General features: G+C 64.2%; 23 protein-coding genes. 11 read left to right on the top strand and 12 right to left on the bottom strand.

All coding sequences use genetic code 11. The features are described 5' to 3' along the window. Nucleotides 1-228: 228 nt before the first annotated feature. From BUS12_RS34490 to BUS12_RS34475, 4 genes are all read right to left on the bottom strand, one after another. Entirely contained in the window at nt 229-1113 is an 885-nt protein-coding gene (locus BUS12_RS34490; protein ID WP_074302002.1) for a PhzF family phenazine biosynthesis protein, read from the bottom strand. Between the two features lie 264 nt (nt 1114-1377). Beyond that, nucleotides 1378-1842 carry a RidA family protein gene (locus tag BUS12_RS34485; RefSeq protein ID WP_074302001.1) on the bottom strand — a complete coding sequence of 155 codons (465 nt, stop codon included), beginning with the start codon at nt 1840-1842 and terminating at the stop codon, nt 1378-1380. Between the two features lie 40 nt (nt 1843-1882). Then, on the bottom strand, nt 1883-3079 hold the full coding sequence (locus BUS12_RS34480; protein ID WP_074302000.1) for an aminotransferase-like domain-containing protein: 1197 nt from the start codon (nt 3077-3079) through the stop codon (nt 1883-1885). Between the two features lie 133 nt (nt 3080-3212). Further along, a complete protein-coding gene (locus BUS12_RS34475) occupies nt 3213-3914 on the bottom strand; it encodes a VOC family protein (protein ID WP_074301999.1) in 702 nt (233 codons plus the stop codon). Between the two features lie 215 nt (nt 3915-4129). Between BUS12_RS34475 and BUS12_RS34470 the strand changes: the two genes are divergently transcribed. After that, nucleotides 4130-5596 carry an aminotransferase-like domain-containing protein gene (locus BUS12_RS34470; RefSeq protein WP_074301998.1) on the top strand — a complete coding sequence of 489 codons (1467 nt, stop codon included), beginning with the start codon at nt 4130-4132 and terminating at the stop codon, nt 5594-5596. Between the two features lie 156 nt (nt 5597-5752). Then, the gene (gene htpG / locus BUS12_RS34465) at nt 5753-7651 is read left to right on the top strand and encodes a molecular chaperone HtpG (protein WP_074301997.1); all 1899 of its coding nucleotides are present in this window, start codon (nt 5753-5755) and stop codon (nt 7649-7651) included. Between the two features lie 238 nt (nt 7652-7889). Here the strand turns inward: htpG and BUS12_RS34460 are convergent, their stop codons facing one another. Further along, complete coding sequence (locus BUS12_RS34460) at nt 7890-8153, bottom strand: hypothetical protein (RefSeq protein ID WP_074301996.1); 264 nt, start codon at nt 8151-8153, stop codon at nt 7890-7892. A gap of 251 nt (nt 8154-8404) precedes the next feature. On the opposite strand from BUS12_RS34460, the gene BUS12_RS34455 reads away from it, so the two are divergent. Together BUS12_RS34455 and BUS12_RS34450 are read left to right on the top strand one after the other, a co-directional pair. Further along, nucleotides 8405-10255, top strand: a complete 1851-nt coding sequence (locus BUS12_RS34455; protein ID WP_074301995.1) for a glycosyltransferase family 9 protein — start codon at nt 8405-8407, stop codon at nt 10253-10255. Between the two features lie 9 nt (nt 10256-10264). Next, complete coding sequence (locus tag BUS12_RS34450; protein ID WP_074301994.1) at nt 10265-12103, top strand: tetratricopeptide repeat protein; 1839 nt, start codon at nt 10265-10267, stop codon at nt 12101-12103. A gap of 94 nt (nt 12104-12197) precedes the next feature. On the opposite strand, the gene BUS12_RS34445 is transcribed toward BUS12_RS34450, so the two are convergent. After that, on the bottom strand, nt 12198-12701 hold the full coding sequence (locus BUS12_RS34445; RefSeq protein WP_074301993.1) for an OmpA family protein: 504 nt from the start codon (nt 12699-12701) through the stop codon (nt 12198-12200). A 239-nt stretch (nt 12702-12940) separates the two neighbouring features. Between BUS12_RS34445 and BUS12_RS34440 the strand changes: the two genes are divergently transcribed. Both BUS12_RS34440 and BUS12_RS34435 read left to right on the top strand, forming a co-directional pair. Then, the gene (locus BUS12_RS34440; RefSeq protein WP_074301992.1) at nt 12941-13630 is read left to right on the top strand and encodes a chorismate--pyruvate lyase family protein; all 690 of its coding nucleotides are present in this window, start codon (nt 12941-12943) and stop codon (nt 13628-13630) included. Then, nucleotides 13627-14160 (top strand): DNA-deoxyinosine glycosylase, encoded by a 534-nt coding sequence (locus tag BUS12_RS34435; RefSeq protein ID WP_074301991.1) that lies wholly within the window; start codon nt 13627-13629, stop codon nt 14158-14160. The genes BUS12_RS34440 and BUS12_RS34435 overlap by 4 nt, the downstream gene beginning before the upstream one ends. Nucleotides 14161-14177: 17 nt before the next feature. On the opposite strand, the gene BUS12_RS34430 is transcribed toward BUS12_RS34435, so the two are convergent. Continuing rightward, nucleotides 14178-14873 (bottom strand): P-loop NTPase family protein, encoded by a 696-nt coding sequence (locus BUS12_RS34430; protein WP_074301990.1) that lies wholly within the window; start codon nt 14871-14873, stop codon nt 14178-14180. A gap of 187 nt (nt 14874-15060) precedes the next feature. On the opposite strand from BUS12_RS34430, the gene BUS12_RS34425 reads away from it, so the two are divergent. The 4 genes from BUS12_RS34425 (at nt 15061) to BUS12_RS34410 (ending at nt 19210) form a co-directional block, all read left to right on the top strand. Beyond that, nucleotides 15061-15984 carry a class I SAM-dependent methyltransferase gene (locus BUS12_RS34425; protein ID WP_074301989.1) on the top strand — a complete coding sequence of 308 codons (924 nt, stop codon included), beginning with the start codon at nt 15061-15063 and terminating at the stop codon, nt 15982-15984. Nucleotides 15985-16182: 198 nt separating this feature from the next. Next, entirely contained in the window at nt 16183-16422 is a 240-nt protein-coding gene (locus BUS12_RS34420; protein WP_074301988.1) for a DUF3311 domain-containing protein, read from the top strand. Continuing rightward, nucleotides 16419-17969, top strand: a complete 1551-nt coding sequence (gene mctP, locus BUS12_RS34415; protein WP_074301987.1) for a monocarboxylate uptake permease MctP — start codon at nt 16419-16421, stop codon at nt 17967-17969. The genes BUS12_RS34420 and mctP overlap by 4 nt, the downstream gene beginning before the upstream one ends. A gap of 113 nt (nt 17970-18082) precedes the next feature. Further along, entirely contained in the window at nt 18083-19210 is a 1128-nt protein-coding gene (locus BUS12_RS34410; RefSeq protein WP_074301986.1) for an FUSC family protein, read from the top strand. Nucleotides 19211-19290: 80 nt separating this feature from the next. Here BUS12_RS34410 and yjdN read toward each other — a convergent pair whose 3' ends face one another. From yjdN to BUS12_RS34385, 5 genes are all read right to left on the bottom strand, one after another. Next, on the bottom strand, nt 19291-19707 hold the full coding sequence (gene yjdN / locus BUS12_RS34405; protein ID WP_074301985.1) for a VOC family metalloprotein YjdN: 417 nt from the start codon (nt 19705-19707) through the stop codon (nt 19291-19293). 146 nt (nt 19708-19853) lie between these two features. Further along, a complete protein-coding gene (tal, locus tag BUS12_RS34400) occupies nt 19854-20807 on the bottom strand; it encodes a transaldolase (protein WP_074301984.1) in 954 nt (317 codons plus the stop codon). Between the two features lie 260 nt (nt 20808-21067). Continuing rightward, complete coding sequence (locus BUS12_RS34395) at nt 21068-22288, bottom strand: benzoate/H(+) symporter BenE family transporter (protein ID WP_074301983.1); 1221 nt, start codon at nt 22286-22288, stop codon at nt 21068-21070. Nucleotides 22289-22393: 105 nt separating this feature from the next. Next, entirely contained in the window at nt 22394-23569 is a 1176-nt protein-coding gene (locus tag BUS12_RS34390) for a vWA domain-containing protein (protein WP_074301982.1), read from the bottom strand. Nucleotides 23570-23671: 102 nt separating this feature from the next. Continuing rightward, a complete protein-coding gene (locus tag BUS12_RS34385; RefSeq protein WP_074301981.1) occupies nt 23672-24514 on the bottom strand; it encodes an AAA family ATPase in 843 nt (280 codons plus the stop codon). Nucleotides 24515-24818: 304 nt separating this feature from the next. Here BUS12_RS34385 and BUS12_RS34380 point away from each other — a divergent pair, with 304 nt between their 5' ends. Then, nucleotides 24819-25187 (top strand): c-type cytochrome, encoded by a 369-nt coding sequence (locus BUS12_RS34380; RefSeq protein WP_074301980.1) that lies wholly within the window; start codon nt 24819-24821, stop codon nt 25185-25187. Nucleotides 25188-25229 lie beyond the last annotated feature (42 nt).

Genomic DNA, 25229 nt, shown 5'->3' with positions numbered 1-25229 from the left:
TGTACGGCAGCCACGGCCAGAGCCGCGCCGTATGGGCGTTTTTGAAGGATTCGTCGAGTCGAAGCCGGCCTCTGTGCCCGGCTGCAGCCGAACCTGCTTACATCCGTGCGACATCGAGTTGTCCTGACGAGGCGTTTTGTGGACAAGCGGGGTTCAAATGGGCAATCGACGCACGCGGGTTTTTTGCATGCAATGTGCGCGACGCTCATTACTGCCCGGCTTCGTGCGTTAGGGCAGTCTAAACGTGCCGTCGACCACTGTGACCGAAGCGCCGCCTATCCATGTCTTTCCTGCTGCGTCGTCATAGCTCACGGACACCTGGCCCGCCCGGCCAATGGCCGTGCCCTGGCGTACCGTGTATGCAAGGCCCGGGCGCCGTTGCTGCGCGCTCAGCAGTCCGGCGAGCGCAGCGTTCGCACTGCCCGTGACCGGATCTTCGCCGACTCCGAGATTGCCGCCCACCATCAGGCAGCGTACTTCGAACGTGGCGGGACCGTCGGCGTCGTGCGGACCGTAGACGGCGACGCCATGCGTGCCGACCGCTTCGACGACACGTGCGAGGGTGTCGGCATCCGGCTTGATGGCGAGACACGCTGCCGCCGACTTGACCCGCACGACAAGCCACGGTGCGCCGTTATCGATGCCGCAGGGTGGGGCCGTGAAATCGATGGCGTCGCTTTGCAGTGCCTCGGCGAGCGTTGCGTACCAGTCTGCCAGCAAGGGCGTGACGCGTGCAGGCGGTGCGGCGAAGGCCCATGCGCCGCCTTCCTGAGCGCGCAGTTCGACGAGACCGGCGCCGCATTGCTGAAGCAGTTTGCCGGGCACCTTGGGCTGATAGCCGCTTTCGAGCAGTGCGTGAGCCGTGCCCAGCGTGGGATGGCCCGCGAACGGCAATTCGCCGTGGGTGGTGAAGATGCGCACGTGATAGTCCGCGGCCGGCTCGCTCGGCTTTACGAGGAAGGTGGTCTCCGACAGATTCGTCCAGCGGGCGATGGCCTGCATCTGGGCGTCGTCGAGGCCGTCTGCGTCGAATACGACGGCCAGCGGATTGCCCTTGAACGGCACCGCAGTGAAGACGTCGACTTGTTTGAAGCGGACAGTGCGAGCGGACATGGGACTCGTTAGCAATTGAGTGGCACGACGCGCCGATTCTACTGTGGGATTGGGGTTCCAGCCACCGGCGGCGAATTATTTTTTGTGGAGTTTTTGAGTGTTTTTATTGGCCTGATTGACTCAAGGCGGAATAACGTTATTAAAAAAATGTGAAGCGGCGAAAGCACTGGCGCGGCATCGGCGATTGAGCGCCGCCAAACAAAACGCGCCGTGGGCGACTCAGCACCGCACGACGCGTGACAGCTAACAGACCGACCGGAAGGCTTATGCGACTTCCGCGATCAACTCGATCTCGACGCAGGCGCCCAGCGGAATCTGTGCGACGCCGAAGGCCGAGCGGGCATGCTTGCCGCGTTCGCCGAACACGTCGGCGATCAGTTCGGATGCGCCGTTGGTGACCAGATGCTGCTCGGTGAACTCGAGCGTCGAGTTCACGAGGCTCATCAGCTTGACGATGCGCGTGACGCGGTTCAGGTCGCCCACGTGAGCGTGCAGCGTGGCCAACAGGTCGATGGCGATCGAGCGGGCCGCCGCCTTGCCTTCCTCCGTGCCGAGGCTGGCGCCGAGCTTGCCGGTCCACACCTTGCCGTCCTTCTTGGCAATGTGGCCCGACAGGTACACCGTGTTGCCGCTCTGTGCGCTCATCACGTAAGCCGCTGCGGGTGCGCCGGCGGTGGGCAGTTCGATGCCCAGTTCCTTCAGCTTGTCATACACGTTCGCTTGAGTCATGGCATGTCCTTGTCGATAGGGGAAAGAGGGGCGGGCGGATTCAAACGCGGGCGCGGATCAGTTCCGCGAGGCGTGCCACGCCTTCGTCGATCTTGGCCGGCGGCACCGTCACGAACGACAGGCGCAGCGTGTTCTGCTGAGCCTCGTTGGCATAGAACGGACCGCCCGGCACGAAGGCAACATTCTGAGCAACCGCTTCTTCGAGCAGCTTCATGCTGTCGATGTGTGCGGGCAAGGTCACCCACACGAACATACCACCTTCGGGACGGTTCCAGCTCACGCCTTGCGGCATGAAGCGTTCGAGCGCCGCCAGCATGGCCGCGCACTGGTCGCGGTACAGCGCGCGGATGGTGGGCACGTGCGTGTCGAGGAAGCCGTCTTTCACGACCTCGTGGACGATGCGCTGCGTGAAGCTCGGCGTGTGCAGGTCGGTGGCCTGCTTGGCCTGGACCAGCTTGAAGTGCAGTTCCTCGGGCGCAATGATGTAGCCGATGCGCAGGCCCGGTGCGAGCACCTTCGAGAACGAGCCGAGATGCACGATGTGGTCCGGCGCCATCGACAGCATGGTGGGCAGCGGTTCGCCCGCGTAGTCGAGCGCGCCGTACGGGTCGTCTTCGATGACCGGGAACGGCGAGGTCTTCGCCAGCTCGGCGAGCGCGCGGCGGCGCTCGATCGGCAGGCGGCGGCCGGTCGGATTCTGGAAATTCGGTTGCGCGTACAACAGGCGGGCGCCGGCGGTCAGCTCAGGGGTGAGCGCTGCGGGGATCAGCCCGTTGTCGTCGGTCGCCACCTGCACGTAGCGCGGCTCGTACATGGAGAACGACTGCAGCGCGCCCAGGTACGTCGGAGTTTCGACCAGCACGGGGCTGTCCGGATCGATCAGCACCTTGCCCAGCAGATCGAGCGCCTGCTGCGAGCCGGTGGTGACCAGCACCTGGGAGGCGCGGATGTGCGCGCCGTTGACCGAATAGCGTGCCGCGATCCACTCGCGCAGCGGCAGGTAGCCTTCGGTGGCGCTGTACTGCAGCGCGGCGGCGGGCGAGTCGCGCAGGATCCGGTCCGATGCTTCGCGCATCCGTTCGGCGGGGAAGGTGGCCGGGGACGGCAGGCCGCCCGCGAACGAAATGACTTCCGGCCGTTCGGTGACCTTCAGGATTTCGCGAATCGCCGAGCTGGTGAGCTTGCGTGCGCGTTCGGAAAGTTGCCACGTGGGGGCTTGAAGGTCGCTTTGGTCCATGGTTTCCTCGACAGCTAGTGCTGGATCAGATTCGTCAAAAACTTCCATTATCGCGCGAGTCGCCTGACTGCGCGCGGCTCATAAGGCCTGAGACGCCTTTGCTTCTACTGCGGCGGGCTGGGCGGCGGTGCAACTACTTCAGCGTGCGCAGCCCGTTGGGGGTATCGAATTCGGCGACTAGCGCCGTTGTGCCGGAGGCCTCGTCCACCGGCCCGGAGACCTCGATCAGGTGGGCCGCGCCGAGCCAGCGCAGGTGTGCCGTGACCGTCTCCGCCTGCGGGTGAAGCGCCTTCAGCGACTTCAGCGCCAGCTCCGTTTCCGGCAACATGGCCGACGGGTGATCCGGCGTGTCCCACTGGATCAGGGTGGGCACGATGCCGTCGCCGGCGCCTTGCCAGTGGGGGAAGGCGCCGTCGTCCGGCACCGCCAGGCCCCACGTGAAGGCGCCGCGGCTCATCGGCACGACCGGCGGGATGCGCTGCGGATACTGCGCCTGCCAGCGCTGCAGATCCTTGGGCCGCTCGACGCGCACCACCCAGTGCGACAGATACGGTCCGGCGGCGAGCCTCGCCTGGGTTGCCGGGTCGTCGAGCGCGAACAGGCGCGCGCGTGCCTCGACGCCGCTGGCGGGCGCCTCGGCGTCCGGATCGACCGCGATCACTTCGAGATACACGCCACCCCACAGGTTCAGCAGCCGGTTGTGGGTGCGCATCAACGGATGCGCGCCGCCGCCGGCCGGCGCGACGCCGAGCGTATCGGCGACGTACTGGGTGCCCTCGTCGAGCGTGCGGGCGGAAATCACGAGGTGGTCGAGTCGGAGCGTGTGTGCGGTCATAGCGGTGAACGGAGTCGGATTCTGCGGTGCAGTGCAGTGCGGCAGGCCTGCGGCATCGTGATGAAACCTGGGTGAAGCATGCCGGGGCCGTAAGCATAACCGCTTGCTGCGCCGTCCCGGTATCCGGGCTTGTTCCAGATCGAATGTAACGCCGCCTACCTGCACAGTAACGGTACAATCGGGCCGATAGTGTTCGGTACAGTTGGAGCCCCTCTATGTCTACCGCCCTCGACCACGCGCTTGGCCAGATCCCCGCTCCGAACGACGCCTCGTCGCTCACCCTCGTTGATCAACTGGTTCAATGGGCGCGCCGCCGCATCGAGGAACGCGTGTTCCGCGCCGGCATGCGCATGCCGTCCATCCGCAAGCTGGCGCTGGACAAGGGCGTGTCGCGCTTTACGGTGGTGGAGGCCTATGAGCGCCTCGTCGCGCAGGGCTATCTGGATTCGCGGCGCGGCTCCGGCTTTTACGTGCGCGAGCGTCTGGCCGCCCCGCTGCCCGGCGAGCGGCGGCAGAACGCCGAGACCGCGCCGGCCTCGAGCACGATCGACGTCGTCTGGCTGCTGCGCAACATGCTGCAGACTTCGACCCGGCCGGAACGCGGGCCCGGCCTCGGCTATCTGCCGAGCCGCTGGCTCGACGGCGACCTGATCACCGGCGCGCTGCGCACGCTCGGCCGGCAAAGCGGCGCGCAGATGCTCGGTTTCGGCACGGCGCAAGGTTTTCTGCCGCTGCGCCAGCAGTTGCAGACCCGGCTCGAAGAGCTGGAAATCGGTGCGTCGCCGGATCAGATCGTGCTCACTTCGGGGATTACCCAGTCCATCGACCTGATCGCGCGCATTTTCGTGCAGCCGGGCGACGCCGTGATCCTTGGCGATCCGGCCTGGTTCCAGATGTTCGGGCGCTTCGCCTCGCAGGGCGCGCGTCTGATCGGCATGCCGTACACACCGGAGGGGCCCGATCTGGACGCGCTGGAAATCCTGGTGCAGACATGGCGCCCGAAAATGCTGGTCATCAACTCGGTGTTGCAGAACCCGACCGGTACCTCGCTCACGGCCGCGCAGGCTTTTCGCATCCTGCGTCTCGCCGAGGAATACGATTTCATCGTCGTCGAGGACGATGTCTACGGCGACCTCTGCCCGCCGGGCTATCCGGCCACCCGCCTCGCGAGCCTCGACCAGTTAAAGCGCGTGATCTACCTCTGTAGCTTTTCGAAGACGCTGGCGCCCAATCTGCGGGTCGGTTTCATCGCCGGCGCGCCGCAAGTGGCGCAAGCCGTCGCGGACCAGAAGATGCTGGTGGGCATGACGAGCCCGGAACTGAACGAGCGCGTGCTCTACAAGATTCTCACCGAGGGCCACTACCGGCGTCACGTGGAGCGGCTGCGCGCGCGGCTCGACGGCGTGCGCGACAAGTCCGCGCGGATGCTGGAGAAGACCGGCCTGAAGCTGTTCCAGACCCCGGGCGCGGGCATGTTCCTGTGGGCCGATACCGGCGTGGATACGGACATGCTCGCCGCCGCCGGCCACGAAGCGGGGTTCCTGTTGACGCCGGGCAGCCTGTTTTCGCCGCAGCAGTCCCCTTCGAGCTGGACGCGCTTTAACGTCGCCAATTGCGGCGATCCGGCGCTGCCGGCCTTTCTGTGCCGCTATCTGGACGGTGTCGCACGGCGCGCCTCTTGAAATCGCGCCGATAGCACCCAATTAGCCGCCTGATCCGCCGCGTGACCGGCCGCCGGCGCCGCGGGTTCGTGCCTGCCGCACGAGCCCGAGGGGTTCAGACAGCGCCGGCCACGCCTGCCCAGAATCAACCGCAACAAACAGAGAGGAAGTCCGACCATGGCACAAGAAACCATGAGCTTTCAGGCAGAAGTGAAACAGCTTCTGCAACTGATGATCCATTCGCTGTACAGCAACAAGGAAATTTTTCTGCGTGAGCTGATTTCGAACGCCTCGGACGCGGCCGACAAGCTGCGCTTCGAAGCGATCGAAAACAACGCGCTGTACGAGAACGACCCGAATCTGCGGATTCGCGTCTCCTACGACAAGGCCGCGCGCACCATCACGATCGACGATAACGGCATCGGCATGAGCCGTGAGGAAGCGATCTCGCACCTCGGCACGATCGCCCGCTCGGGCACCAAGGAATTCTTCGGCAAGCTGTCCGGCGACCAGCAGAAAGATGCGGCGCTGATCGGCCAGTTCGGCGTGGGTTTCTACTCGGGCTTTATCGTCGCGGACAAGATCACGGTCGAGACGCGCCGTGCCGGTTTGTCGGCGGCGGAAGGCGTGCGCTGGGAAAGCGCCGGCGAGGGCGATTTCGCCGTCGAGACGATCGAGCGCGCGCAACGCGGCACGACCATCACGCTGCACCTGCGCGCGGATGAGGACGAGCTGCTGTCGTCGCACCGCCTGAAGTCGATCATCCAGAAATATTCGGACCACGTCGCGCTGCCTATCCTGATGAAGAAGGAAGAATGGGATGCGGAAAAGAGCGAGATGGTCACGAAGGACGAGGACGAGACCGTCAACCAGGCGAGCGCCCTGTGGACCCGTTCGAAGAACGAGATCACCGACGAGCAGTACAAGCAGTTCTATCAGCATCTCTCGCACGACCATCAGGATCCGCTGACGTGGACGCATAACCGCGTCGAAGGCCGCAGCGAATACACGCAGTTGCTGTACGTGCCGGGCGCGGCGCCGTTCGACATGTGGAACCGCGATCATCGCGGCGGGCTGAAGCTGTATGTGAAGCGCGTCTTCATCATGGACGACGCCGAGCAATTGCTGCCCACGTATCTGCGTTTCGTGAAGGGCGTGGTCGATTCGAGCGATCTGCCGCTGAACGTGTCGCGGGAAATCCTCCAGGAAAGCCGCGACGTGAAGGCGATCCGCGAGGGCGTGACGAAGCGTTCGCTGTCGATGCTCGAAGAACTGGCGAACGCCGACAACGACGCCGACAAGGAAAAGTACGCGACCTTCTGGAAGGAATTCGGTCAGGCGCTGAAGGAAGGCGTGGGCGAAGACTTCGCCAACAAGGACCGTATCGCCAAGCTGCTGCGCTTTGCGTCGACGCAGACGGACTCGCCGGAGCAGAACGTTGCGCTGGCGGATTACGTTGCGCGCATGAAGCCCGAGCAGACCCGGATTTACTACGTGACCGCCGATACCTTCCAGGCCGCGACGCATAGCCCGCACCTCGAAGTGTTCCGCAAGAAGGGCGTGGAAGTGCTGCTGCTGACCGATCGCGTCGACGAATGGATGCTGTCGTTCCTGAACGAGTTCGACGGCAAGCCGCTGCAAAGCGTCGCGCGTGGCGACCTCGATCTGGGTGCGTTGAACGACGAGGAAAAGCAGGCACAGGAAAAGGTCGGCGAAGATCTGAAGCCGCTCGTCGAGAAGATGAAGGAAGCGCTCAAGGACAAGGCCAAGGACGTGCGTCTCACGTTCCGCCTGACCGATTCGCCGTCCTGCCTCGTGGCTGACGACGGCGAAATGAGCGGCTACCTGCAGCGCATGCTGAAGGCCGCGGGTCAGCAAGCGCCTTCGTTCCATCCAATTCTGGAAGTGAATCCGGAACATGCGCTGGTGAAGGGCCTGCATACGGATAGCGCGAACTTCGACGACTGGTGTCACCTGCTGTTCGACCAGGCACTGCTCGCAGAAGGTGGTGCGCTGGAAGATCCGGCGAGCTTCGTCAAGCGGACCAATGCGTTGTTGCTGGCTCGCGCGGGTTGAGTTTTTGACTGTCGGTTCTGACGCGGTTTTTAACGCGGCAGTAGATTGAGAAAATGCGCTGCTTCGGCAGCGCATTTTTTTTGCACGTTGCGGCGGCGCGTGTCGCACGCCGGGTTGCGACGTGGACGGGCCGTTGCCTTGTCGGCGCCTGATGGGCGCTTGTTGAGTGCTTACCGGCCGGTCACTGATCGAATATAGGCCGGTTGGCGACTGTCATAGGCCGCTTGATATCTATCGATCAACGCGCCGGTGCATGCTCGTGCAGGCGTACCTGCGCGAGTACCGATCCCGCTAGTTCCTTCGCTTCCACGCAGGCGCTGTGGTCGGCCAATACCTTGGCCGCCAGGCTGCCGATCGCCGCGCTCGTCTGTTTCGAGGTGTGATGTTGCGCGAGCGCGGAGCCTGCCAGTTCCTTTTCCAGATGAGACGAACTGTGCCGTGCGAGCACGACGGCGGCCAGATGCGCGATGCGGTCGGAGGTTGCTTTTCCGTTCTGATTCACTTCGACTCCTTTGCGATTTTTCTGAATGCGACGTAAAGAGGTGGATCACGTTCGGCCGAACGAAAAATCAGTATGGTTTACTAAGTAAAATTTATCAACGCCATTAATTTGAGATTTAAATATGAGATGAGGTCGCGCGATTTAGTCATATTCTGTGGCGGTCCGGCTTCGGACGCCCGAGCAGATTTGAACTGACTTCAACGCATTGGGGCGGCGAGCGGACGTCTTATCGTCACTTCCTGGTTCTCCTCATGTCCGAAACAAACATGGCCACGCCGGCCGATCCTGTGTACCTCGTGTGGTCCCTCCTGTGCGAGCAGGGCTATGACGCCGCCCAGCAATGCGCGGTCGCTTTGGTGCACGAAGGTGTGACGCCGCAGATTCACGCCGATCTGTGCGCGAGTGCGGGGCATTTCGAGCAGGCGTATCACAGTGCGTCGCTGGGGCAGGGAGAATCCACGAGCGGTCGCCGTTACGCACGGCTCGCGCTGTTTGCCGATGCGCAGGGCAAGCAGGACGTCGCGCGGCATTACAGCCAACTGGCCGTTGCAGCGCAATCCGAGGCGCAAACAATCGAATGGATGGCCTGGTTGATCGACCACTGCCGGGCGTATCCGGCCGCGGCGCATCTGTTGCGCGCATACGCGCAGCGCGCGCCGCACGATGTACTCGCACCGTGGTGGCTGGCCGTGGCGCTTGCGTCGATGCCGGGGGCGGAGGCGAAGGCCGAGCGACGTGAAGCGCTGGCGCGTGCCTACGCACTCGATCCGGCGATTCATCCGCTGTTGCCGCTGCATCTGGCGCTCGCTTACCGTGAGATCCGCGATTGGGATACGGTCGAGCGAGTGTGCCGCGACGTGCTTGCGAAGAATCCGGCTGATACGGAGATGGCGTGGCAGTTGAGTCACGCGCAGTGGCAGCGTAACGACGCCGCGGCGGCCGAGGCGACGATGCGTGCCGTCGACGCGGCAGCGCCGGGTAACGCAGCCGTCATCGCTGCGATTGGCCAGTATCTGGGCGAGCAGGCGCGCTACGCCGAAAGCGAGGCGACGCTGCGTGCCGCGCTGGCGCTCGATCCGCACGCCGTGCAAGCGGCCGTCGATCTGGCCGATCTCGAACTACGCCGTGGCGACTGGTCAAACGCGTGGCCGCGCTTCGAGGCACGGCTGAGGCGTGACGACCGCGAAGCGAACAACGTGGTGACGGTGATGGCGCGTCTGTGTCCGCGTTGGCGCGGCGAGCCGCTTGCCGGCAGGACGCTGGTCGTCCATAGCGAGCAGGGCAATGGCGACGACATCCAGATGGTGCGCTTTCTGCCCGAGCTGGCGGCGCGCGTGAACGACGAAGGCGGACGTGTGGTGCTGGCGGTGCGCGAGGCGCTGCAACCGCTGTTCGCACGCTTTTACGCCGATTGCGTGTCGATAGAAGCGGGCCCGCTCGGCAAGCCCGACTATGCGTTGCCGATGATGAGCATGCCGCACCTGCTCGGCGTGCAGCCGGAGCAGGTGCGCGGTGCAGCGTATCTGCAGGCGGACGAGCAGCGGCTCGCGCAATGGCAGGCGAGGGTGAGGGCTGCGGATGCGCAACAACCGGCCCGGCTCCATGTTGGGCTCGTCTGGTCCGGCAGCCCCACTCACCGTCGTGACGGCAAACGTTCCATCCCTTTCGCGTCGCTGGCGCCGGTGCTCGCGCTGCCTGACGTCGTGTTCCATCCGCTCACGCCGGGTCTGACCGCAGACGTCGCGGCCATGATGGCGCAGGGCTATCGCATACGTGATCTGACCGGGCGCTATGACGCCGGCTTCGACGACGTCGCCGCACATGTCGCAGCGCTCGATGCTGTCGTGACCATCGACAGCGCGCCCTTGCATCTGGGCGGCGCGCTAGGCCGTCCGGTGCTGGCAATGCTCGACCATGTCTCGCATTGGAGCTGGGGTAATGCAGAGACGCAGCCCTGGTACGACTCCGTCGAACTCTACCGGCAGCCCGAGCCGGGTGCATGGGCGCCGGTGGTCGAGCGGGTGGCGGCGCGCTTGCGGGCACTGGCGCACGCAGGCTCGCCGTTGCCGCACGAAGGCGCACGCGCTTTCGGCCGCGCATAGCAGGGGGCCATGTCGTTGCACGATCCACATTTCGCATCCGCTTCTTCGTCGACCGGCATGCAAGAACTCGATATCCTGATCGCCCGCGCGGACGCCTGCCTTGCGGCGAATCAGACGCCTGAAGCCATGCAGCATTACCAACGCGCATTGGAGCTGCAACCGCAGCATGCGCATGCCCTGCACCGGATGGGCACTAGTTGCTTTCGACTGCAGCAGACCGAACGCTCGCGCCAGTATCTGGACCAGGCGCTCACCGTTGCGCCGGAACGGGCGGACATCTGGGAGCATCGCGGCATACTCGCAGCAGCGACGCACGACCGTGTCGCCGCCGAGGCGTTCTACCATCGCGCGCTCAACCTCACGGGCGGCACCGCCAGCCTCCATCGGAATCTGGCCGATTGTCTGCGCGCCTCCGGCCGTCTCGCTGAAGCACAACAGCACTACACGATGGCGCTGGAGCGCGAGCCGGGCTTGCCGCACGCCGTACGCGCCCTGGCCAGAATCAGCACGACGCTCGAGCAGTTTCCTGATGCCGCAGACTATTGGCTGCAAGCCTGCGCGCTCGATTCGATCGAGCCGTCCGACGCGGTCGAGTTCTTCGCCGCCTTGTCGAAAGCCGAACGCCACGCGCAGATCGATGGGGTACTCGCCCAGCTTCGCGAGCGCTTCGCCACGGACGGCGCCGGGCTGGAAAGGCTGGCCTTTGCGCTAAACGGGATTCATCGCTTCCGCGATGCAATCAGCGTGGCCGAGCAGGGAATTGCCGTCGATCCACAGAACGCCTGGCTGCATCACAACGCATCGTTCTCGTTCAACATGCTCGGCGAATTTGCGCCGATGCGGCTGCACACCATCGAAGCGGCCAGGCTGCTGCCCGACAACCCGAGCATGCAGTTCATTCTTGCCGCGACACAACTGCGTCTCGGCGATTTCGAGCAGGGTTGGAAGCAATACCGATGGCATGAAGCGCTGCCGGAAAACGCAAACCTGGTGCGCCCGGGTTTTCCGGAGTGGGCCGGCGAGCCCGTAGCGGGGCGCAGGTTTTTGCTCGTCGGCGAACAGGGGCTGGGGGACCAGCTTCAGTTTCTGCGGATGGCGGACTGGCTGAACCGGCAAGGCGCGCAAGTCGACGTTTGGGTCGACGTCCCCTTGGGGGAGGTGGCGTGCGGCGCGGTGGGCGTGCATGCCGCCTGGACCACGTCGCCGCCGGAGCCCTACGACTACTGGTGCCGAATGTTGAGGATGCCGGAGCATATGAAGCTTACGCTGTCGATGCTTCCGCTCGCGATGCCGTATCTGGCTGTAGAGCAGGCTAAGGTTCGGCGTTGGGAAAGCCGGCTGGATGTGATTGCCGGAACTCGCATGAACGGGGCGCGGCGCAAGCGCGTCGGCCTCGTGTGGGCGGGCAATCCCGCGTATGGACTGGACCGTTATCGTTCGATCCCGTTGAGCCAATGGCAGCCGCTCCTCGGGGCGTCGGACGTGCAGTGGTTCGCGCTGCAAATGGGTCGTGCCCAGGATGAGGCCGCCGCGCTGCCGGCTGATATCGACATGCACCTGCTGGGCCGCGAAATCAGCAGCTTCGCCGATACGCTCGCGATCATCGAATCGCTCGACCTGGTCATCACGGTCGACACAGCCGTCGCCCACCTGGCGGGTGCGTCGGGACGGCCGGTCTGGGTGATGGTGCCCGCTTGCACGGACTTTCGCTGGATGATCGGGCGCAGCGACAGTCCCTGGTATCCGTCCGCGCGTCTGTTCCGGCAGCGGGAGTTGGGTCAGTGGGATGCACCGTTGGACGAGGTGCGCACTGCACTGCTGGAATTCGTGGAAGCCACGCGCGTCTGAAGAGGGCGCGTGGGTGAAACAGGCATAGAACGACGCTCAATGCACGCGGCGCGTTGCACGCCGCGCTGAATGCCGACCCAGAGGGCCGATGCGACTAGCGTCCCATCAAGGTATCCATCGTCTCGCCACGCACGAGGATCTCGGTGCGCCGGTTCTGGGCGCGTCCCTCGGGCGTATCGTTGCTCGCGACAGGGCTGTCATAGGCATTGCCCTTCGTGCGAATGCGCTCCATCGACACCCCTCGCGCCACCAGCGCGAAGCCCACCGCCTTGGCGCGCGCTTCCGAGAGTTGCTGGTTGTATTCGAGCGTGCCGACGTTGTCGGTGTAGCCCTCGACCACGATCGGCTTCTTGCTGCGACCGAGCAAGACCGCGGAACGGTTGACCACGGCCGCTGCGTCGGGACGGATCTCCGACTTGCCGAAGTCGAACAGCGCGATTTCGGGCAGCTTCACGGACACGCCGTTGGCGACCGGCTTCACCTCGATGCCGACGGCCTGGTTCAAGGAAGTCTCTTTGGCGCGATTCAACGGCGCCGCGCAACCCGCCAGCACCACAACCGCCATGGCGCACGCAGTTGCGCCCAGGAATGCTCTCATCTTTATTCTCCTCCTACAGTATCGGATCACATGGCGCGCCCGTGACACATCAGTGAGCGGCGCGCCGGCTTTGTCGTGCATCGATCTTTTATCGCGCGGGGCGGTATGAGGAAAATAAGACCTGTCTGAAAGCTGCGAGTGGATTGATGCCGGTCAGCACGGACGCGAGGGCGTGGGGAACCTTATGTCTTGCCCGCGACGAGGATCATCCTGATGGAGCGCCGTTATAATCCGACACCATGCTCATCCGTTTCGATGCCGCGGACGCCCACTGGCGCGTCGCGCCCTTACCCGGTTTCAGCCGCGACCAGAAAGACTGGCTCACGCGCGGCGGTTCGCTGACCGCGCATCTGCGCACGCTCGGTGCGGTGGCGGTGCGCGTCACGCGCGAAGCCGTCGCGATGCCGTGGGCGGACGAGCACGCCGCGCTCGGCGTCGAATCGCGCGCGCCGGTGTGGGTGCGGGAAGTGGTGTTGTCGGTGGACGGCACGCCGTTCGTCGCGGCGCATAGCATTGCGCCGCTGGCGGCGAGCGTCGGCGTCTGGCAGGCGATGCGCCGCTTGCGCACCCGGCCGCTGGCCGAACTGCTCTACAGCGACAGCAGCGTCGCGCGCTCGGCGTTGGTGAGCCGCCGGCTCACGGCGCGTCATCCGTTGTACCGGCTGGCTGCCCGCGAAATCGGCGGGGTGGATTCGCATCCCCAGGCGCTGGTCGCGCGCCGCTCGGTGTTCGAGCGCCACGGCGCGCCGCTGATGGTCACCGAATGCATGCTGCCCGCACTGTGGGCGCACCTTGCGGCGGCGTCGCCCGCGGTGTCCGCGCATGAGCCACAGCGGACGTATCCGCGCGAACATGGACGGCCGCTCGAGCACACGGCGTCACGCGCCCATCAGGTGACCCAGCATGAGCGCGGCGGGAAGGTATCGTGACGCAGAAACGCTGCTTTGCGCCCGTCGTCGACGCCAATACACGAATCCTGGTGTTGGGCAGCCTGCCGGGCGAAGTCTCGCTGGCGCAGGCGCAGTACTATGCGCACAAGCAGAACCGGTTCTGGTCGCTGATCGGCGATGTCACGGGAGAGGACTTGCCAGGCTTCGACTACCCTACGCGCCTGCAGGCCCTGCTGCGTCATCGCGTCGGCTTGTGGGATGTCGTCGCGGAGGCCCAACGTGAAGGCAGTCTGGACAGCCGGATCCGCAACCATGCGAGCAACGACCTGCTTGCCCTGGTTGAGTCGCTGCCGCATCTCGCCGCCGTCGCGTTCAACGGCGGCACGGCTGCGCGGCTCGGCATGCGGGCGCTGCAGGACGCGGTCGGGAGGGTCGAATTCATCAGCCTGCCTTCGAGCAGTCCTGCGTACACGCTGCCTTATGCAGAGAAGCTCAAAGCGTGGCTAGCGCTGCGTGACTGGTTAACCGAGCCGCCCGCCGCCGATACCCCAAGCAGTCGCGCGAGGTAGGCCCGGCCTGCACTAGCCTAAACCCCAAGCCTCGCGAACTCGCCATACACCCGCTGCAGCCACACCTTGACGCGTTGCCGTTCCAGCAAGCCGAGCCCCGTAGCGGCACGGTCCGGATGATTCACCGCGGCCCAGAAGCTCGTGCTTTGCTGATCGATCTTTTGCATGGTCGTATCGGGCAGATGACGCAGGGTCATCACGCTGGCGCCCAATGCTTCGGCTCGCGCGCGTTCGCCGGACGCTTCCAGAATCTCGAAGCGGTCGCCGCGCAGTTCATTCAGCACCAGCACCAGCTTGAGCTTGCCGCCGAACTGGTCGAGCCACTGCCGCAGCAGATCGACCGAATCGCGGCCGCTGTCCATGACGTGCCACCACGTCAGCGCGATGCCCAGTTCCTGCGCCATCCCGAGCACATCCGAATCGTCGAGCCATTTGGCGAGCGGCTGCTGCGTCTGGGCCGCGAGGTCCACCAGAATCCGCCGCTGCGGATCTTCGCTGGCGGCCTCCATGATGGGGTCCAGGCTGTCGTGCTGGTCGAGCACGGCCGGTGCGGCATAGTCCGCGTAAAAGCGCAGCAGCGCGCCATGCGAGCGGTCCGTGTCGAAGCCTAGAAACGGCACGCAGGTGTCGATAAAATGCTGGGCCAGCACGCGGGCGACGAGCGATTTGCCCACGCCGCCTTTTTCCCCGCCAATGAAGTGAATGGTGCTCATGCTTGCGGATCCCTTGTGGTGAGGTGTGAGGTGGTCTGAGCAGCGATAACCCTAGCAGGCTTCGGTGACGTCACGGCGAAATCCGGAAGGCAGGGAAGAAGCAGATTACACGGAAAAGAAAAGCGAGTCTGGCGAATGCTATGCTCTCATCCGAACCAAAATTGCGCCTTTGACGCGACCTCTCTCCATGACGAAACTGATCAAGCGCGCTTCGGCTGAAGCGCGCGCATTCCGCAACAAACAGTCCGACTCCGCTGATGCCGGCGAGAAAATGCAGAAAATCACGCGCACGAGCAAGCGCGCACGGCGCGACGACGACCTTGACGACGCCCCGCAAATCGAAGCGCCGCGCAAGCCGCGCTTCGCACCGGTGACGTTCTCGGAAGAGGGCGGCGTGCGCTATCTGCACTTCGGCACGGAATGGGTGCAAGGCGCGATGCGTTTGCGCAAGCCCGATCACATCGAGCTCGAATACGCGCAGCAAATGATGGCCTGGCTGCTGTTCCTCGAAACGCCGAAGCGCATCGTTCAGCTCGGCCTCGGCGCAGCGGCGCTGACCAAGTTTGCGTATCGCTTTCTGACGCGTGCGAAGGTCGAAGCGGTCGAGTTGAATCCGGCCGTGGTGGTCGCGGCGCGCACGATGTTCGAACTGCCGCACGACGATGCCCGTCTGACGGTGCACGAAACCGACGCATGGGACTTCGTCAACGACCGCGCCAACCACGGCACGATCGGCGCGGTGCAGATCGACGTCTACGACGCGACCGCACGCGGTCCGGTGCTCGACAGCGTGGCGTTCTACCGCGCGGTGCGCGCGTGTCTGGCTGACGCGGGCGTGGTGACGGTGAACCTGTTCGGCGATCACCCAAGCTTCGTGCGCAACATGAAGCGTCTGAACGAAGCCTTCGACGGCCGCGTGTTCGCGCTGCCTGAAGTGCACGACGGCAACCGTGTCGCGATTGCGTTTTCGGGTCCGGCGCTCGACGTACCGTTCGCGACCTTGCAGGCGCGTGCCAGGCTGATCGAAGCGGAACTCGGTCTGTCGGCGCGCAAGTGGATCAAGGGCCTGCAGGAGTCGACCGGGCAGCAGGACGGTTCATTCTCGATCTAGGCACACGGCCTCGCGCACACGGTTCGGTGCATACGGTTTGGCCTCGGGTCGTCCCTGCTTGACCGTACCTTTGCGACTCCTATACTCTTTCAATGCTTTCGGGGCGCCCGTGGCCTGGCCGCGGGCCGGCCTCCAGCCGTCGGGTTCGCCACCCGTCAACCACGGGACACAAATCAATAAAAGGAAAGAGGAGACGTCATGGCTCACGACGCCACCGCGAACAAGGCCAGCAAACACTGGCTCTGGTTGCTGCTGCTCCCCTGGATCGCGATGATCTGGGTGCCGTCATACAACAAGGTCGAACCCCAACTGTTCGATTTCCCGTTCTTCTACTGGTATCAACTGCTGTGGGTGCTGATCAGCGCGGTCATCACGGCTCTGGTGTACTTCAAGACCAAAAAACGTTTGCCGGATAGCTCGCAGGGGGGCGCTCAATGAATCCCGTCGCCACCTTTGTCTTCGTCCTGTTCTTTATTGGCGTCACGATCCTCGGCTTCATCGCCGCGCACTGGCGACGCGGCGATCTCGCGCATCTGGAAGAGTGGGGTCTCGGCGGCCGGCGCTTCGGCACCATCGTCACGTGGTTCCTGCTGGGCGGCGATCTGTACACCGCCTATACCTTCGTCGCGGTGCCCGCGCTTGTGTTCGGCGCAGGCGCTACCGGCTTCTTCGCGCTGCCTTATACGATCCTGATCTATCCGTTCGCGTTCGTCGTGTTCCCGAAGCTGTGGAGCATTGCAAAACGTCAGGGCTACGTCACGTCCGCGGACTTCGTCAACGCCCGCTATGGCAGCAAGTCGCTTGCTCTGGCAGTTGCCGTGACCGGTATCGTCGCCACCATGCCGTATATCGCGCTGCAACTGGTCGGTATCGAAGTGGTGATCGGCGCGCTCGGGTTCGACACCACGGGGTTTGTCGGCGATCTGCCGCTCATCATCGCCTTCGCGATTCTGGCGGCGTACACGTACACCTCGGGCCTGCGCGCACCGGCCATGATCGCGGTCGTCAAGGACGTGCTGATCTACATCACGATCGCCGCTGCCGTGATCGTGATTCCGCCGCAACTGGGCGGTTTCGGCCACATCTTCGCCGCCGTGCCGCCGGCCAAGCTGCTGCTGAAAGCACCTGACGTATCGAGCCTGAACGGCTATAGCGCCTATGCGACGCTGGCGGTCGGTTCGGCGCTCGCGCTGTTCCTTTACCCGCACTCGATTACGGCCGTGCTGTCGTCGAAGTCGGGCAACACGATCCGCCGCAACATGGCGATGTTGCCGGCGTATTCGCTGGTGCTTGGCCTGCTGGCGCTGCTCGGTTTCATGGCGCTCGCAGCGGGCGTGAAGGACATGCCCGAGTTCGCGCCGTACTTCAAGGCCTTCGGTCCGAACTTCGCCGTGCCGGCGCTGTTCCTGCACTTCTTCCCGTCGTGGTTCGTCGGGGTGGCGTTTGCGGCCATCGGGATCGGCGCGCTGGTGCCGGCGGCGATCATGTCGATTGCGGCCGCCAATCTGTACACGCGCAACATCCACAAGGAGTTCATCAACCGCAACATGACGAACGAGCAGGAAACCAATATCGCCAAACTGGTTTCGCTGATCGTCAAGGTGGGGGCGGTGGCCTTCATTCTCGGCTTGCCGCTCACGTATGCGATCCAGCTGCAGTTGCTGGGCGGCATCTGGATCATCCAGACGCTGCCGGCCATCGTGCTGGGGCTGTACACGCGCATGCTCGACTACCGCGGCCTGCTGCTCGGCTGGGCCGTCGGGATCGGCACCGGCACGTGGATGGCGGTCTCGCTGAAGCTGGCCAGTTCGATCTTCACGATCCACCTGTTCGGCCTCGCGATTCCCGGCTATGCCGCGGTGTGGTCGCTGATCGTGAACCTGGTGGTGTCGGTGGTGGTGAGCCTGCTGGTGCGCGCGGTGGGCATGAAGCACGCCGAAGACCGCACCCGTCCGGAGGACTATCTGGACGTGGTGGAAAGCTGACCGGTTCAGGTATCCGAAGAAGAGCATGCAACGAACGCCCGCAACGAAAATTTGCGGGCGTTTTGCATTTTGGTGCAGCATAGGCAGGTTGCCTCTCTCACTTCCGCACGCCCATGTCCTCAACCGATTCGGATCCCGTGGTCCCGCGCCGTACCGCCATCGGCCGGGCAATCAGGGTGATCACTTCGCCGTACTACCGTTACCGGCACGCCAAACTGCTGCATAGCGTGCGGGTCGGGCTGGCGATGATCGTGTCGATCCTCGCTACGACCGGCATCCATATCCCGCACGGCATCTGGTCGTCGGTGACGCTGCTGGTGGTGATCGGCGGCTTGCAGCATCACGGCAATATCCGCAAGAAGGCCGCGGAGCGGGCGGCCGGAACGTTACTCGGCGCAACCATCGGACTCGCGCTGATCCTGCAGCAGAACCTGTTCGGCTCGCTATGGCTCACCTACGTGCTGATGTCCGTCGTGGCCGGCATCTGTGCGTGGTACGCGATCGGCAAGGGCGGCTATATCGGACTGCTGACGGCGATCACCATGTGCATCGTCGCGGGCCACGGCGACAACCTGATCGATACAGGCCTGTGGCGCACGCTAAACGTGCTGATCGGCATTGTGATCGCGCTGGCGTTCTCGTTTGCGCTGCCGCTGCATGCGACCTATTCATGGCGTTACCTGCTCGCCGACAATCTGCGCGGCTGCGCGCGAATCTACATGCGCCTCGTGGATGGCGCACCGTTCGATGCGGACCAGCAGATCAAGACGTTTCTGGAGTTGAACGCGCGGCTGGTGCAATTGCGCGCGTTGATGCCCTCGGTTGCGAAGGAGATCGAGGCGCCGCCGGGCAAGCTGGAAGAGATCCAGCGCGTGCACCGCTCGGTGCTGAGTGCGCTGGAAATCATGGCGACCGGCGCGCTGGCTCAGGCGGACGCCGCCGGACGTGCGGCCTTCGCGCGGCAATGCGGCGCCGAGTCGCGCGCGGTGCGGGCCATGCTGCTGGCGATGGCGCGCGGCTTGCGCTTTGGCGGCGCGGCGCGATTTCTCGCACCCAAGGTCGTGCTGGCGCGCGTCCCGAGCCGTGCACTCGCGCCGCACCTGGCCCCCGAACTGCAGGGGCCGTACTGGCTGGGCGAACGCATGATCGAGCAGGTGGACCACTTGCGGGCGCTGCTGCTCGAAACGGAGCCGAACTGGAACATCGAGCGGCACGGCGACCCGGTCAGTGCCGCGGCCTAGCCGCGCGGAGGGGCGCTCCGTCTTCGTTGTGCCGGTGGTCCTTGTCCCCTTGTCCCTCAGCCGGCGGCAATGGACCTGGTTCAGTTGGCGTCGGGAATCGTCACCATCCAGCCGATGCCAAACTTGTCGGTCACCATGCCGAAGCCCTGGGTCCAGAACGTGGCTTGCCAGGGCATGTTGACGGTGCCGCCTTCCGCGAGCGCGTTGTAAAGCTTTTCGCCGTGAGCAAGGTCATCGCCCGTCAGCGACAGCCTGAAACCGTCGTGGGTGACCTTTTCGCTCATGCAGTCGTCGGACATCATCAGGATGCTCGAGCCGATCTTGACCGAGGCATGCATGACGAGATTGTCGTTCTTCGCGTCGGCCGGACGGTTGGCGTCGGGCGGCGCGTCCTTGTAGTGCATCTTGAACAGCACTTCGGCGCCGAGCTTGTCGGCATAGAAGCCCAGCGCTTCTTCGCAGCGGCCATTGAAAAATACATAGGGCTGAATTTGCATCGTCGTCTCCGAGGAGTATTGGTATGCGCAGCGCCGTGATGCCCAAGCGGACAGAACAACGCCACAGCAAACGATTGTAGTCGTCTGCTGTGGCGTCAATTGTGAAAACCGGTCAAACCGTACGGCTCCCGGTCAAATCGTGGCGGTTAACGCAGTTCTTCGATCAGCTTTTCCAGCTTGACGGCGTCGGCGGCGAACGCGCGGATGCCTTCGGCGAGCTTTTCGGTGGCCATGGCTTCGTCGTTGACGAGGAAGCGGAACGACGACTCGTCGACCGGCACGCGTTCGATACTGCCGCTCTGGCCCAGTTCCGGCGACAGCTTGCGCTCCACCTTCCCGGTGCTGTCCTGCAGCTTCTGCAGCAGGTCGGGGCTGATCGTCAGCAGGTCGCAGCCCGCCAGTTCCAGCACCTGGCCGGGCGTGCGGAAGCTCGCGCCCATCACCTCGGTCTTGTAGCCGAACTTCTTGTAGTACGCGTAGATGCGGCGCACCGAGTGCACGCCCGGATCGTTCGCGCCGCCGTCCTTCGCCTCATCCCAGGCGCTGCCGGCGTTCTTCTTGTACCAGTCGTAGATGCGGCCCACGAACGGCGAGATCAGTTGCGCGCCGGCTTCGGCGCAGGCGGCGGCCTGGGCGAGCGAGAACAGCAGCGTCATGTTGCAGTGGATGCCTTCTTTCTGCAGTTGCTCAGCCGCGCGGATGCCTTCCCACGTGGAGGCGAGCTTGATCAGGATGCGCTCGCGGCCGATGCCGGCGGCTTCGTACAGCTTGATCAGTTCGTGACCTTTGTCGATCGAGCCCTTGACGTCGAACGACAGGCGCGCGTCGACTTCGGTCGAGACGCGGCCCGGGATGATCTTGAGGATTTCGGTGCCGAAGGCGATCAGCAGATGGTCGATGATCTCGCCGACCGGCTTCGACGCGTGATCGCGCACGGTTTTTTCGAGCAGCGGACGGTAGTCGTCTTTCTGCACGGCCTTGAGGATCAGCGACGGGTTGGTGGTCGCGTCCTGTGGCTTGTACTGGGCGAGTTGCTGGAAGTCACCGGTATCGGCGACGACGGTCGTGAATTGCTTGAGTTGATCGAGTGCGGTAGTCATGTCGAGCCTTCAAGGCGCACAGGCGCAATGGTCCAGAGTTGGAGGGTGCCGCAGCGGTAACCTGGGCGGTCGCGCCGGCGGCAGCATGTCACGCTGCGGCACTCCCGTGATTTTGCCGTGGAATGCCGCCCGATGCTTCTATTCTATGGCGGATCGGATGATGCAGTTTTGACATCGGCATGCGCCGGTCCGTTCAGCCTTCTGACGAGGCCTTGTTCAGCGAGGCTTCAGCCTTGGTTCAGCCGTGCTTCGGCCTTCGCTCAGGCGCGCCGCGCGTTCAGCACCAGTTGCGTCAGCACGCCCGCCACCAGCCCCCAGAACGCCGAGCCGATCGACAGCAGCGTGAGGCCGGAGGCGGTCACCATGAAGGTGACCAGCGCCGCTTCGCGCTGCTTCAGGTCCTGCATGGCGTTGGCCAGCCCGCTCATGATCGAGCCGAACAGCGCGAGCGCCGCCACCGAGACCACCAGCGCCTTGGGCAGCGAGGCGAACAGGGCGGCGATGGTGGCGCCGAAGATCCCGGCGATCAGGTAGAACACGCCACACCAGACGGCGGCGGTGTAGCGCTTGTTGCGGTCCTCGTGGGCTTCGGGGCCGGTACAGATGGCCGCGGTAATCGCCGCAAGATTGATGCCGTGCGAGCCGAACGGCGCGAGCAGCAACGAGGCGATGCCGGTGGTGGCGATCAGCGGGGCGGACGGCGTGGTGTAGCCGTCGGCGCGCAGCACGGCGATGCCGGGCACGTTCTGCGAGGCCATGGCGACCACGAACAGCGGAATGCCGATGCTGACGATGGCCGCAACGGAGAAAGTGGGCAAGGTCAGCACCGGTCTGGCGAGGGCCACATGGAAGTGGCTGAAATCGAGCAGGCCGAGGCCGCCGGCCACCGCCGTGCCGACGATCAGCGTGGTCACGATCGCATAGCGGGGCGCGAGGCGCTTGATGACAAGGTACGTGAAGAACATCGCCAGCACCAGCGCGGTCTGGAATTGCGCCGCGCGGAATATTTCGATGCCGATCTCGAACAGGATGCCCGCCAGCAGCGCCGAGGCGATCCCGGCTGGAATCTTCTTCATCAGCGTATCGAACCAGCCGGTCAGACCGACCACGGTCAACAGCAGCGCGCAGACGATAAACGCGCCGATCGCCTCCGGATAGGCCACATGCGGCAAGGACGAGACCAGCAGGGCGGCGCCCGGCGTCGACCACGCGATTACGATCGGCGCGCGAAAGCGCAGCGACAGGCCGATCGTGCACAGCGCCATGCCGATCGAAAGCGCCCAGATCCACGAGGAAATCTGTGCGTCGGACAGATGCGCCGCCTGACCTGCCTGGAACATCAGCACGAGCGAACTGGTATAGCCCGTCATCATCGCGACGAAGCCGGCGACCACCGCCGATAGCGAGGTGTCCGAGAACGGCCGAAGGCGCGCCGGCGGCGCGGCGGAAGGGGACAGTTCGGGCGACGAAGGGGAACTCATGCAGAAGGTCTCGGGTTTCTTGTGGGTAAGGTCTTGCCGGCGCCACGTAGGGCCCGGCTTGCACGCATCGCCTGGCCTGGCTTGCGCCCGGCGGGTCGATTCAAGCTACTTGCTCAACGCGCGCATCGCGGTTTCCAGGCCGGCGAGGGTGAGAGGATACATCCTGTGGCCCAGCACTTCGCGAATCACCGACACCGATTGCCGGTATTCCCATAGGCCTTCGGGTTCGGGATTCAGCCATGCATGGTGCGGAAAGTGGTCCGCGAGGCGTCGCAACCACACGGCGCCCGCCTCGGGATTGTTGTACTCCACCGAGCCGCCGGGCTGCAGCACTTCGTACGGGCTCATGGTGGCGTCGCCCACGAAGATCAGCTTGTACTCCGGCGTGAACTTGTGCAGCACGTCCCAGGTGGGCATGCGTTCCGCATGACGGCGGCGGTTGTTTTTCCACAGAAAGTCGTACACGCAGTTGTGGAAGTAATAGAACTCGAGATGCTTGAACTCGGCCTTGGCGGCGGAGAACAGCTCTTCGGTGCGTTTGATGTGGTCGTCCATCGAACCGCCCACGTCGAGCAGCATCAGCACCTTCACGTTGTTGTGGCGCTCCGGCACCATCTTCAGATCGAGCCAGCCGGCGTTCGCCGCGGTGCTGCGGATGGTGTCGGGCAGGTCGAGCTCTTCGGCGGCGCCTTCGCGCGCGAAGCGCCGCAGCCGGCGCAAGGCGATCTTGATGTTGCGTGTACCGATTTCGACCTGATCGTCGTAGTCGCGATAGGCGCGCGCTTCCCACACCTTCACGCCGGTGCGGTTGCCGGACGACTCGCCGCCAATGCGGATGCCTTCCGGGTTGTAGCCGCCGTTACCGAACGGCGACGTGCCGCCCGAGCCGATCCACTTGTTGCCGCCTTCGTGACGGTCCTTCTGTTCGTCGAACAGTTCTTTCAGACGCTCCATCAGCTTGTCGAGGCCGCCCATTGCCTCGATCTGCGCCTTCTCCTCCGGCGACAGGTCGCGCTGCAGCTTCTTTTTCAGCCAGTCGAGCGGTATGTCGAGCGCCAGTTCGGACTTCATTGCCACGCCGTTGAAATAGGCGCCGAAGGCCTGGTCGAACTTGTCGAAATACTGCTCGTCTTTCACCAGCGTCAGGCGGGCGAGGTAGTAGAACTCGTCGAGCGACGGCGCAATCACATTGGCTTTGAGCGCTTCGAGCAGCGTCAGGTACTCCTTCACGGAGACCGGCAATCTGGCCGCGCGCAACGAATAAAAGAAGTCGATCAGCATGCGGGTTCCTCTGCAGCGGCGCACCGAGTCGCGGGTGCGCCGGCGTCAGGCGTGCGTATCTGATCCAGAAGGGTTCAGGCGGTTCAGGCGCACGCGCTCGGTTCAACGGTTGTTGCGGTTCATGAAGATGAGCCGCTCGAACAGGCTCACGTCCTGCTCGTTCTTCAGAAGCGCGCCATGCAGCGGCGGAATGATCTGCTTCTGGTCCGACGAGCGCAGCGCTTCGGGCGGAATGTCTTCGGCGAGCAGCAGCTTTAGCCAGTCCAGCAGTTCCGAGGTGGACGGCTTCTTCTTCAGGCCCGACACGTTGCGCAGTTCGAAAAAGCTCGCCATCGCCGCGCTCAGCAGGTCTTTCTTGATGTTGGGGAAGTGCACTTCGACGATCTGCTGCATCGTCACCGGGTCCGGGAACTTGATGTAGTGGAAGAAGCAGCGGCGCAGGAACGCGTCCGGCAGTTCCTTCTCGTTGTTCGAGGTGATGATGACGAGCGGACGGTGCTTCGCGCGCACCAGTTCGTGCGTCTCGTAGACGTAGAACTCCATGCGGTCGAGTTCGCGCAGCAGGTCGTTGGGGAATTCGATGTCGGCCTTGTCGATCTCGTCGATCAGCAGCACGGTCTGCTCATCCGCTTCGAACGCCTGCCATAGCACGCCCTTGACGATGTAGTTGCGGATGTCCTTGACGCGCTCGTCGCCGAGCTGCGAATCGCGCAGGCGCGACACCGCATCGTATTCGTACAGCCCCTGCTGCGCCTTCGTGGTGGACTTGATGTGCCATTGCAGGAGCGGCATGCCGAGGGCCGCCGCCACTTCCTCGGCGAGCATCGTCTTGCCGGTGCCGGGTTCGCCCTTGATGAGGAGCGGGCGCTGCAGGGTCATCGCGGCGTTGACCGCGAGCTTGAGGTCGTCGGTGGCGACGTATTGCGATGAGCCTTCGAAACGCATGGCGAGACGCTCGTTCGGGAAAAATTCCAGTATAAGTCAGAAGCCCTGTTGGGCTGAATCGGGCTGGCGTATGGTGTCATCCGCACCGCTTGCCGGGGCGCGGCCCGGTGGGCGGGCGGCGCACGGGCGGCGGGTGTCGAGCGGGGAGGCGCGCCGGGCCGCGCCTCCCGCCCGGTGGACGCCCGCGATAGCGGCGCGGTACAATTAGCCCGATTTTTTTGGCCTGCGTGGTAACCCTAGAATAAGAATGGTGCAGGCTGTTGCCTTTCGGGCGCCCGTTTCCCCTCAAGCCAGGTTACATGCTATGAATAAAATCGTTGGCAAACACGTCGTAATCGCAGCGCTGTCGGTGCTAGCGGGCTACGCGGCCAGTGCGCAGGCCGCGGATGTCGTCGGCAACGCCAAGGCAGGTCAGGGCAAGGTCGCGATGTGTATTGGCTGCCACGGCATTCCTGAATACCGCACGGCATACCCGGAGGTCTACCGGGTGCCGGTCCTCGGCGGCCAGAATCAGGCGTACCTTGAGAACGCGTTGCACGAATACAAGAAGGGCGACCGTCACTTCGAGACGATGCACGCCATCACCGCGTCGTTGTCGGATCAGGACATTGCCGACATCGCTGCGTACTACGCGGCGCAGACCCCCGCTTCGAAAAGCAATCCCGACAAGTAACCGGCTGCCGTCATCCACCCAGTCACTCGGCTATTTACTTTC

Source organism: Paraburkholderia phenazinium (genome assembly GCF_900142845.1).
Lineage (GTDB): Bacteria > Pseudomonadota > Gammaproteobacteria > Burkholderiales > Burkholderiaceae > Paraburkholderia > Paraburkholderia phenazinium_A.
This window is presented reverse-complemented; position numbering and strand designations above follow the sequence as displayed.

Coding starts and splice junctions, on each gene's coding strand:
- BUS12_RS34380 (WP_074301980.1), top strand. CDS start 24,819: ATGAATAAAATCGTTGGCAAACACGTCGTAATCGCAGCGCTGTCGGTG.
- BUS12_RS34430 (WP_074301990.1), bottom strand. CDS start 14,873: ATGAGCACCATTCACTTCATTGGCGGGGAAAAAGGCGGCGTGGGCAAA.
- BUS12_RS34455 (WP_074301995.1), top strand. CDS start 8,405: ATGTCCGAAACAAACATGGCCACGCCGGCCGATCCTGTGTACCTCGTG.
- BUS12_RS34445 (WP_074301993.1), bottom strand. CDS start 12,701: ATGAGAGCATTCCTGGGCGCAACTGCGTGCGCCATGGCGGTTGTGGTG.
- yjdN (WP_074301985.1), bottom strand. CDS start 19,707: ATGCAAATTCAGCCCTATGTATTTTTCAATGGCCGCTGCGAAGAAGCG.
- BUS12_RS34470 (WP_074301998.1), top strand. CDS start 4,130: ATGTCTACCGCCCTCGACCACGCGCTTGGCCAGATCCCCGCTCCGAAC.
- BUS12_RS34410 (WP_074301986.1), top strand. CDS start 18,083: ATGTCCTCAACCGATTCGGATCCCGTGGTCCCGCGCCGTACCGCCATC.
- BUS12_RS34480 (WP_074302000.1), bottom strand. CDS start 3,079: ATGGACCAAAGCGACCTTCAAGCCCCCACGTGGCAACTTTCCGAACGC.
- BUS12_RS34440 (WP_074301992.1), top strand. CDS start 12,941: ATGCTCATCCGTTTCGATGCCGCGGACGCCCACTGGCGCGTCGCGCCC.
- BUS12_RS34475 (WP_074301999.1), bottom strand. CDS start 3,914: ATGACCGCACACACGCTCCGACTCGACCACCTCGTGATTTCCGCCCGC.
- BUS12_RS34390 (WP_074301982.1), bottom strand. CDS start 23,569: ATGCTGATCGACTTCTTTTATTCGTTGCGCGCGGCCAGATTGCCGGTC.
- htpG (WP_074301997.1), top strand. CDS start 5,753: ATGGCACAAGAAACCATGAGCTTTCAGGCAGAAGTGAAACAGCTTCTG.
- BUS12_RS34395 (WP_074301983.1), bottom strand. CDS start 22,288: ATGAGTTCCCCTTCGTCGCCCGAACTGTCCCCTTCCGCCGCGCCGCCG.
- mctP (WP_074301987.1), top strand. CDS start 16,419: ATGAATCCCGTCGCCACCTTTGTCTTCGTCCTGTTCTTTATTGGCGTC.
- tal (WP_074301984.1), bottom strand. CDS start 20,807: ATGACTACCGCACTCGATCAACTCAAGCAATTCACGACCGTCGTCGCC.
- BUS12_RS34490 (WP_074302002.1), bottom strand. CDS start 1,113: ATGTCCGCTCGCACTGTCCGCTTCAAACAAGTCGACGTCTTCACTGCG.
- BUS12_RS34420 (WP_074301988.1), top strand. CDS start 16,183: ATGGCTCACGACGCCACCGCGAACAAGGCCAGCAAACACTGGCTCTGG.
- BUS12_RS34450 (WP_074301994.1), top strand. CDS start 10,265: ATGTCGTTGCACGATCCACATTTCGCATCCGCTTCTTCGTCGACCGGC.
- BUS12_RS34385 (WP_074301981.1), bottom strand. CDS start 24,514: ATGCGTTTCGAAGGCTCATCGCAATACGTCGCCACCGACGACCTCAAG.
- BUS12_RS34485 (WP_074302001.1), bottom strand. CDS start 1,842: ATGACTCAAGCGAACGTGTATGACAAGCTGAAGGAACTGGGCATCGAA.
- BUS12_RS34425 (WP_074301989.1), top strand. CDS start 15,061: ATGACGAAACTGATCAAGCGCGCTTCGGCTGAAGCGCGCGCATTCCGC.